This window comes from Streptomyces sp. WAC 04229 (genome assembly GCF_003947455.1).
Taxonomy (GTDB): Bacteria; Actinomycetota; Actinomycetes; order Streptomycetales; family Streptomycetaceae; genus Streptomyces.
In genome coordinates, this window is sequence record NZ_QHJH01000259.1 from 1 (window position 1) to 8,089 (window position 8,089).

Here is an 8,089-nt window from a genome sequence, read left to right on the forward strand (position 1 = left end):
GGCGGTCGGGGGGTGGTTCATGGCGGGATCTCCCGTGGTGTGGGTCAGTTGGCCCAGGGCAGGGGCGTGGAGTCGGTGCCCCAGTACAGGGACTTCTGCCGCTGGTAGGCACGGATCAGGTCGCGGCCCTTCTCGATGCCGAGCCCGGAGTCCTTCACCCCGCCGAAGGGGGTGGAGATGGAGAACTGCTTGTAGGTGTTGATCCACACGGTTCCGGCCTCGATCCGCCGCCCGAGCCGCCAGGCGGCCCGCGCGTCCCGGGTCCAGATGCCGCAGGCGAGCCCGAAGACGGAGTCGTTGGCCTGCGCGACCAGTTCGTCCTCGTCCTCGTAGGGCAGGGCGACGAGCACCGGGCCGAAGATCTCCTCCTGGCAGACGCGGGCCGAGTTCGGCAGGGAATCGATCACGGTCGGCAGGTAGTAGGCGCCCTTCGCGTACCGCTCGCCCTCGGGTACGGCGCCGCCGCACAGCACCCGGCCGCCCTCCTCGCGGGCGAGTTCGACGGCCGCGGCGACGCTGTCGCGGTGCGCGTGGTGCACGAGCGGCGCGACCTGTGTGTCGGGGGCGGTACCGGGGCCGACGCGCAGCGCGCGCACCCGCCGGACGAGTTCCGTGACGAAGGAGTCGTACCGCGAGGCGTGCACGAAGAGCCGTGAACCGGCGATGCAGGACTGGCCGCTGGAGGAGAAGATCCCGTACATGACGCCCGCGAGGGCCTGTTCGGCGTCGGCGTCCTCGCGCACGATCGTCGGTGACTTCCCGCCCAGTTCGAGCGAGGCGGGCACGAGCTTGTCGGCGGCCACGTGGGCGATGGCGCGTCCCGTGGTGGTGCCGCCGGTGAAGCCGATCCGGCCCACCAGCGGATGTCTGGCGATCGCGTCGCCCACGACGCTGCCCCTGCCCGGCAGGACGGCGAGCAGCGCGGTCGGCAGTCCGGCCTCGGCGAGGACCCGGTGGACCAGGCGCCCGAAGGCGAGGGAGACCAGCGGGGTCCACTCGGCGGGCTTGAGCAGGACGGCGTTGCCGCCGGCCAGGGCGGGTGCCGTCTTCTGCGCGTCGGAGGCGATCGGCGAGTTCCACGGGTTGATCGCGCCGACGACGCCGATCGGTTCGTAGGTGCTCATCGTGAGGTACGGGCCACGCGAGGGGGTGAGCGCGTCCTCGCCCGTCTCCAGGGCGGCGGCCGTGTACCGGAAGGTGCCGGCGGCGCTCAGCGCGAGGGCGCGGGTCTCGCCGAGGGTCTTGCCGGTGTCGGCGGTCTGGAGCGCGGACAGTTCGTCGGCGTGCTCCTCGATCAGGTCCCCGATCCGGTACAGGACGCGGGCCCTGCGGTGGGGCGCAAGGTCGCGCCACTCGGGTGCGGCGGCGGCCGCGGCGGCCGCGTGCGCGGCCTCGTCCACGTCGTCCGGCGAGGCGGCGTGGACGGTGGTGAGGACGCGGCCGTCGGCCGGGTCGACGGTGTGGATCGGACGTCCGCCGCCGCGTCGCCACTGTCCCGCGATGAGTATCTCGTCGGCTGGGATGCGCGGCATGAAGGGCCTCCGGGTGGGACGTGTCTAAGTGCTAGACATCTAAGGGCTTAACTAATTTCCCCGCAAGGGGCCACCGCCGGGAATTTTTGACGACGTCAGGAGTAAGCCTTGCCTAACCTCGGCTGACTACCGGTAGAACTTAAGCGCTGAGACATTCAGCGCCTACATAAGTAGGGCGCGCACCTCTCCAGCCCTCACCGCCGCCGGCACGCGGTCGCTCCGCCGTGCCGTGCGGCCCGAACCGTTCCGTGCGGGCCTGTACCCTCCCCTCCGTACGGGATCCGGAGACCTCACCATGACGATCGACGCAGCTCGCGACACCCCAGGCCGACATGGCGACCCGGCCGAGCTCGCGGCCGCCATCGGCGCCCGCTTCGAACGCCTGCCCCTGTGCCGCTGGCAGGTGATGGTCCGGCTCGTCGTCGGCGCCGTCACCTTCTTCGAGGCGTTCGACCAGCTTCTGATCGCCTACGCCCTGCCGGAACTGCGCACCGAGTGGCACCTCGGCACGGCCCAGGTCACCGCTTTGATGACGGTCGGGTCCATCGGCATGCTGGTCGGCGCCCTGGTGTCGGGCAGGCTCGCGGACCGGATCGGCCGGGTGAAGGTGATCGCCGGCTGCATCGCCCTGTCCGGCCTGTGCAACCTGGCGCTGACGCTCTGCACCTCGCCCGAACCGTTCATGGCGCTCCGGTTCGTCCAGGGCATGGCCATCGGTGGCGAGGTGCCGATCGCGGCCACCTTCATCGCCGAGATCACCCGCGCCCACAAGCGCGGCCGCTTCGTCCTCCTGTACGAGCTGGTCTTCCCGGCGGGCCTGACCGCCGGCGCGCTCCTGGCCGCCTGGCTGGTGCCGGTGCTCGGCTGGCGCTGGGTGTTCGGCCTGGCCGCCGTCCCCGGCCTGCTGTGCTTCGCCCTCGCCCGCTACGTGCCGGAGTCACCGCGCTGGCTCGCCGACCACGGCAGGCACGAGGAGGCGCTGACGACGATGGCGTCGATCGAGCGGAAGGTCGAGAAGATCACCGGCGCCCCGCTGCCCGCCCCCGCCCCTGCGTCGCCCGTCCGGCCGGCCGCCGCGGGCAAGGGCGGCGGCCTGCGCGAACTGCTGAGCGGCAGGTACGGCAGGCGCACCCTCGTCATCGGAGCCCTCTGGTTCACGGGCTACTTCGCGAACTACGGCATCACGTCCTGGCTGCCGACCATCTACAAGGACCACTTCGGCCTCAGCCTGTCCACGGCACTGCTCTACTCGACGGTGACGAGCTGCGCGGGCCTGGTCGGCTGTCTGGTCGTCGCCCTCACGGTCGACCGGGTCGGCCGCCGCAACACGGTGATCTGGTGCATGGCGACCGCGGCCCTCTGCCTGCTGCTCCTGGGCCTGACGGCCGGCGGCTCGGCGTCGAGCGTCCTGGTCTGGACGTCCCTGGCGGCGGTCTTCCTCTTCGGCTCCAACATCTGCCTCTACCTGTACACCCCGGAGCTGTTCCCCACCCGGATCCGCGCGCTGGGCTCCAGCGTGGGCGGCGCGGCGAACCGCCTGGGCGTCATCCTCGGCCCGGTCGTCGTGGGTGCCATCTACGCGGGAGGCGCGATGGGCACGGTGTTCGTGACCCTGGCGGTCGTCTCCGTCGCGGGCTCCCTGGTCGCGGCGGCCTGGGCGGAGGAGACCAGCGGCCGCACGCTGGAGGACATGGCGCCGTAGCCGGCGCTCACCCGGCGTGCGTGCGCGCGATCCCCGCCGCGAGCCGGCGCACCAGCTCCCGGGCCGCCTCCGGGGCGACGACCTCGATGTGCTCGCTGAACTGCAACAACTGGCGTACCGCGTCGATCCGGTCGTACGCCACGGTGACCTCGACCCGCCCGTCCGCCCCCGGCTCGCCCGCCGTTCTGAGCCTGGCGCCCAGGATCCGGCGGGCGAGGTCGAGGCTGCCGGCGTCGACGCGGGCGGTGACCACGACCCGCCCCTCGCTCTCCAGCGCCTCGCCCAGCTCCCGCGCCGTGCCCACGAGGCCGGCACCGGGCCGCAGCCGGCGGGGGCCGTCGAGTACGGTCCAGCGCTGGAGACGGGAGAGGGCGAACATGCGGGGCCGCCCGTCGTGGTCGGCGACCAGGTACCAGCGCCCGCCCCGCTGCGCGAGCCCGTACGGGTCGACCACGAGGTCCCGCGCGTCCGTGGCGCCGCTGCGCCGGTACAGGATCCGCAGCCGCCTGGCCGTACGCACGTCCCGGACCAGGCCCGCCACGTCGGGCAGGGGCGCGGCCTCCTCGAACCAGGGCCGGTTGTCGATCGCGATCACGTCGGTGAGGGCCAGCGGCAGGTCGTCCCGGGCGGGCGGCGGCGACCGGCGCGAGGTGAGCTTGCGCAGCGCCGACCGGGCGGCCGCCTCGCCGCCGAGCTGTCGGGCCCGGTCGAGATCGAGCCCGACCGCCCGCAGCAGGTCCGCCTCGCCGGTCGTCAGCTTCGCCAGGTCCACCTGGTCGCCGGGCAGCAGGCTGATGCCGCCGTACTTGCCCCGCTCGGTGAAGACGGGGATGCCCGCGTCGACCAGCGCCCGCACGTCGCGCAGCACGGTCCTGGTCGAGACTCCCAGCTCCTCGGCCAGCGCCTCGGCGGTGGTCCGCGGATGCGCCTGCAGGGCGGCGAGCAGCTCGATCAGGCGTTGGGGCCGGCTCATGACGACAGCTCCCTCGTCGGACTCACCCTCCCGGACTTCGCCCTCGGAACACGACAATCCCTGTCATGTTCCCACGCGAGGCTGTACGGCGAGGGCCGGAACCGGCCCGCTCGGAAGGAGCCCGCCAGCCATGTCCGCACCGAATCTCTTCCTCGTCCACGTCAACGACGTCGAGCGCGCGACCGCCTTCTACTCCGACCTGTTCGACATCAAGCCGGTGATGACCACACCCCGCTACGTTCCGTTCGAGGTCGCCCCGGGCGTCCTGTTCGCGCTCTGGAGCGGCCGCGCGGACCAGGTAACCCCGGGGACGCCGCGCACCTCGGAGGTCGGCCTGATGGTCCCGGGCTCCCCGGCGGCCATCGACGAGATCCACGCCGCGTGGGTGGCCAAGGGCGTCACGGTGGTCGAGGAGCCCCACGACGAGGTCTTCGGCCGCACCTTCGTGGTCGCGGATCCGGACGGCAACCTGATCCGGGTGTCGCCGGTCGACTAGTAGTGATTCGTTACGTTGAGTGAACTCGCCTGGTGGTGGGCTACCTCCCGGAGCGAAGCGGGGGGAAGTGGAACGACTCCGGGGCGAGTTGGCGGGGTTTGTTGCCGATGTGTCTGGGTCGTTGCCACGTTGGGATCAGCGACGTTGAGGCGAGTGCTGCATGCGGGGCCCGATGCTCAACTGCCGGCGGAAGCCGGTCCAGCCGATGGCCGAGCGTCTGCCGGACGAGAACGTGCAGGCCCTGCAGCAGTTCGCGAACCAGTCGCCGCGGGATCCGCTGCCGGTGCGGCGGCGGATCGCCGAGCGGCTGTCCGAGATGATCACGCCCGAGGTGTGGGTGATCGACGATGTGTCGTTCCCCAAGTGCGGCACCGCGACGGCCGGGGTGGCCCGCCAGTACTGCGGCGCGGTCGGGATACGGGCGAACTGTCAGGCGGCTCGACTCAAAAGCCCACACACCGGCCTGACCCTCTACCAGGCCCTCGACGTCCTTCAGGACCTGCTGAGATGCTGGACCGGGACCTGCACCACCTGCGGACGACCTCTACCCACCCCGCGAAGCCGACGCAGACAGCCCAGAACCTAACGAAGCACTACTAGGTCGTGTCTGACAAATGATCACGGTTCACGTAGCCAGAGGAGGAGCGAGGCGAGTCGGAGACCAGCGAGGTAGCGGGCAGCCAACTTGTCGAAGCGGGTGGCCACAGCCCGGAACTGCTTGAGCCTGCTGAAGCAGCGTTCGACCACATTACGGGCCTTGTACTGCTCTGGATCGAAGGCTGGCGGCCGCCCGCCGGCCGATCCTCGGCACTTTCGGTTGGCCATCTGGTCGGACCGTTCCGGGATGACCGCTCGGATGCCGCGCCGTCGTAAGCCGGTCCGGATGGCTCGTGACGAATACGCCTTGTCGGCGATGACCGTCTCGGGCCTGCGACGGGGTCGGCCTGCGGACAGGCGGGGCACTCGCACCGCGTCCAGCACTTTGTCGAAGACCGTTGAGTCGTTGACGTTGCTTGGAGTGACGACGATGGCCAGAGGCAGGCCGCGGCCGTCGGCTGCGAGGTGAACCTTGGTGGTCAGCCCGCCGCGGGACCGGCCGAGTGCCTGGCCAAGCGTCGAATGTGGCGGATCTTCCAGTTCGTCCTGTGCCAGTGCCCCCTTTTGCGGGCTCCGGCGGCGTGCTGGTGGGCACGGTTGATGGTGGAGTCCACCGACACGGTCCACTCCACCGTGCCCACCGCATCGTCTTTGACCTGCACGTGCTCCAGCAGCCTTGCCCAGGTTCCGTCCGTCTCCCAGCGGGCGAAGCGTTCGTAGACGGTCTGCCAGGGACCATAGCGCTCGGGCGGTCACGCCAGGGTGCCCCGGTCCGCAACCGCCAGAGCACGCCGTTCACCACCTGGCGGTGATCCCGCCACGGCCGCCCACGGCCATCAACACGCGGTAGCAGTGGGCCTATCCGCTCCCACGCCGCATCCGTCAGTTCACCCCGGCCAACCACAAGATCAATGATCAGGTATGGCTAGTCACCCATGAACCACAAGTAGCTGCCCGGCGTTGCCGCACACGCTTCGAGAAGCTCGGCAAGGTCGAGCAGAGCCGCTTTCTGCTGGTCGTCAGTACACGCCTGTGTCAGGGCGGCGACTTCCTGGCGGGCGACTTGAGCTTCCTGTTCGTTGAACAGCGTGTCGCCGTACGGATCCACCCAGCCGAGCTTGCCCGAACCATGCCGGTCGAGGGCACTCAGCACACTTGCCAACGCCTTACCGTGCTCGTAAGAGCCCCGCAGCAAGGTCTCCCGGGACGAACCCTTTCGTGTGGGTCGCCCCGAGTGCAGTTCCAACTCAATCCCCATGACCCCTCCTTCGGCTTCGGACACGAAGCTTCGCAGAGATCATTTGTCAGACACGACCTAGGCGGTGCGCAGCAAGCCCGGCCGTCTACCTCGATCCAAGGTCGCACGCAACACACCGGTGCTGGCCATCACCCCAGAGACCCCAGAGCGTCCTGCCCCATCTGAAGGGCGATCTGCCCGGCGATCGTCCCCGCAGCGGTGGTGAGCCCATCGACGATGCGGCTCGTCAGTTCCCGCAGTCGGCTCGGCTCGGGAGAGTCGGACGTGGCTGCGGCGTGCAACTCCTGGGCCACACGTTCCAGATCGCTCCGCTCAGACTCCTCTAGATTGAGCGTTCCGCTCACCTGCCCGACGTAGCCCGCGAGTCGGATGAACACGCTTGGATCAACGCCAGCGCTGTTGTTCTGGGTGAAGTTCTGCTGCTCGCCCACGATGACGCCCTGCGCATTCGGCAGGTACGTGTGATAGACGTTCCCGCCGCGGTCCTGCGGGTTGATGAAGTCGGACACGGTCTTCCCACTCTCCACGCACTCGATCCCACGGGCCAGGAGCTTCGGAATAAAAACATCTCCGCCCCAAGCCGCCTTCCCCTTGACCAGGGACTGCTCCCGCAGAAAGGAAAACGCCCGGGTCACCTCATCGCTCGCCAGGGGGTCCCCAAAGAAGTGCACCTCAGGGTCATTGATCATCTCAGCGAGCGAATGAGGCCGCTCCTCCTCGTGGTCGTAGAGCCACCGAAGGGTCACGTTCCGTACGTAGGTATTCCGCTCGCGGCGGTTCGAACGCTTTACGCGGAGGGCCTGGAGCTCGGCGACACCAGCAGGAGTGAGCGAGACCCACCGCCCCTGATCAATGCCAGGATCTCCCAGAAATCCAGCGTCTGTGAGGCTTTGCACCAGAGACCGCAGCTCTAGGTCCGAAACGCCATGGCGCATCGCCCATGTATCGGCATCCACCACTTCCGAGCGGGAGTCACTTACCAGCTCCTCCACCCACTCCAGCAACGCGATGCGCTGTCGCTCTCTAGCACTCATGGGATGTGATGTTAGTCAGCATCAAGACGCATGTGTCGGTGAGTGACCGAATCAGCGCGCTAATCAACAGATCGGCTAGTAGTGCTTCGTTAGGTTCTGGGCTGTCTGCGTCGGCTGCGCGCTAGCCGTGTGGGCACGGACAGCAGAGGAATGTCCCAGCGTGATCAGTGGATTGTTGGTTGGAGGTCTGCGTGCAGAGTGATGCAGTTGAGTCGTGGCAGCGAGTGGTGTCCTGGCTGCGTGAGAATGCCCCGGTCAGTTACCGTGCCCTGGGGGATGCGGCGAGCGAGGAGGAGATTGCCGCCGCCGAGGCCAAGACAGGTGTTCGGTTGCGGCCAGGCAGCAGTGGGTCCTTGAGACACTACTGGGCTGGAACAGCTTTACAGACCGCATAACTGCGGCCGACATCCGCGTGCACCAGGAGGGCCGGTCGGGGCCGGCGGGGTGGAGGTCGTGTTCGGCTGCGTGCAGGTCGGGTGGGCGGCTCGGGGTGCGGG

At 69.2% G+C, this 8,089-nt stretch carries 7 protein-coding genes and 2 pseudogenes; 3 read left to right on the forward strand and 6 right to left on the reverse strand.

Going from position 1 to position 8,089, the window contains the following annotated elements; translation table 11 throughout:
- Positions 1 to 44: 44 nt before the first annotated feature.
- Positions 45 to 1,532: an aldehyde dehydrogenase family protein gene (locus DMH12_RS35455; RefSeq protein WP_125495421.1), complete on the reverse strand. Its 1,488-nt coding sequence runs from the start codon at positions 1,530 to 1,532 to the stop codon at positions 45 to 47.
- Positions 1,533 to 1,827: 295 nt separating this feature from the next.
- On the opposite strand from DMH12_RS35455, the gene DMH12_RS35460 reads away from it, so the two are divergent.
- Positions 1,828 to 3,234 (forward strand): MFS transporter, encoded by a 1,407-nt coding sequence (locus DMH12_RS35460; protein WP_125495422.1) that lies wholly within the window; start codon positions 1,828 to 1,830, stop codon positions 3,232 to 3,234.
- A gap of 7 nt (positions 3,235 to 3,241) precedes the next feature.
- Here the strand turns inward: DMH12_RS35460 and DMH12_RS35465 are convergent, their stop codons facing one another.
- Entirely contained in the window at positions 3,242 to 4,207 is a 966-nt protein-coding gene (locus DMH12_RS35465) for a YafY family protein (protein WP_125495423.1), read from the reverse strand.
- Positions 4,208 to 4,337: 130 nt separating this feature from the next.
- On the opposite strand from DMH12_RS35465, the gene DMH12_RS35470 reads away from it, so the two are divergent.
- Both DMH12_RS35470 and DMH12_RS35475 read left to right on the forward strand, forming a co-directional pair.
- Entirely contained in the window at positions 4,338 to 4,703 is a 366-nt protein-coding gene (locus DMH12_RS35470; RefSeq protein ID WP_125495424.1) for a VOC family protein, read from the forward strand.
- 19 nt (positions 4,704 to 4,722) lie between these two features.
- Positions 4,723 to 5,142 (forward strand): annotated as a pseudogene (locus tag DMH12_RS35475) (transposase); the annotation flags it as partial.
- A gap of 179 nt (positions 5,143 to 5,321) precedes the next feature.
- Here the strand turns inward: DMH12_RS35475 and DMH12_RS35480 are convergent.
- From DMH12_RS35480 to DMH12_RS35490, 4 genes and pseudogenes are all read right to left on the reverse strand, one after another.
- On the reverse strand, positions 5,322 to 5,927 hold the full coding sequence (locus tag DMH12_RS35480) for an IS5 family transposase (RefSeq protein WP_399189980.1): 606 nt from the start codon (positions 5,925 to 5,927) through the stop codon (positions 5,322 to 5,324).
- A 104-nt stretch (positions 5,928 to 6,031) separates the two neighbouring features.
- Positions 6,032 to 6,204, reverse strand: a pseudogene (locus DMH12_RS40595) (transposase); the annotation flags it as partial.
- A 21-nt stretch (positions 6,205 to 6,225) separates the two neighbouring features.
- Complete coding sequence (locus tag DMH12_RS35485) at positions 6,226 to 6,558, reverse strand: hypothetical protein (RefSeq protein ID WP_125495425.1); 333 nt, start codon at positions 6,556 to 6,558, stop codon at positions 6,226 to 6,228.
- Between the two features lie 128 nt (positions 6,559 to 6,686).
- On the reverse strand, positions 6,687 to 7,592 hold the full coding sequence (locus tag DMH12_RS35490) for a hypothetical protein (protein ID WP_125495426.1): 906 nt from the start codon (positions 7,590 to 7,592) through the stop codon (positions 6,687 to 6,689).
- Between the last annotated feature and the right edge of the window lie 497 nt (positions 7,593 to 8,089).

Excerpts from the sequence above, each read along its gene's own strand:
- DMH12_RS35485 (WP_125495425.1), bottom strand. The coding sequence starts at position 6,558 with ATGGGGATTGAGTTGGAACTGCACTCGGGGCGACCCACACGAAAGGGT.
- DMH12_RS35465 (WP_125495423.1), bottom strand. The coding sequence starts at position 4,207 with ATGAGCCGGCCCCAACGCCTGATCGAGCTGCTCGCCGCCCTGCAGGCG.
- DMH12_RS35490 (WP_125495426.1), bottom strand. The coding sequence starts at position 7,592 with ATGAGTGCTAGAGAGCGACAGCGCATCGCGTTGCTGGAGTGGGTGGAG.
- DMH12_RS35460 (WP_125495422.1), top strand. The coding sequence starts at position 1,828 with ATGACGATCGACGCAGCTCGCGACACCCCAGGCCGACATGGCGACCCG.
- DMH12_RS35470 (WP_125495424.1), top strand. The coding sequence starts at position 4,338 with ATGTCCGCACCGAATCTCTTCCTCGTCCACGTCAACGACGTCGAGCGC.
- DMH12_RS35455 (WP_125495421.1), bottom strand. The coding sequence starts at position 1,532 with ATGCCGCGCATCCCAGCCGACGAGATACTCATCGCGGGACAGTGGCGA.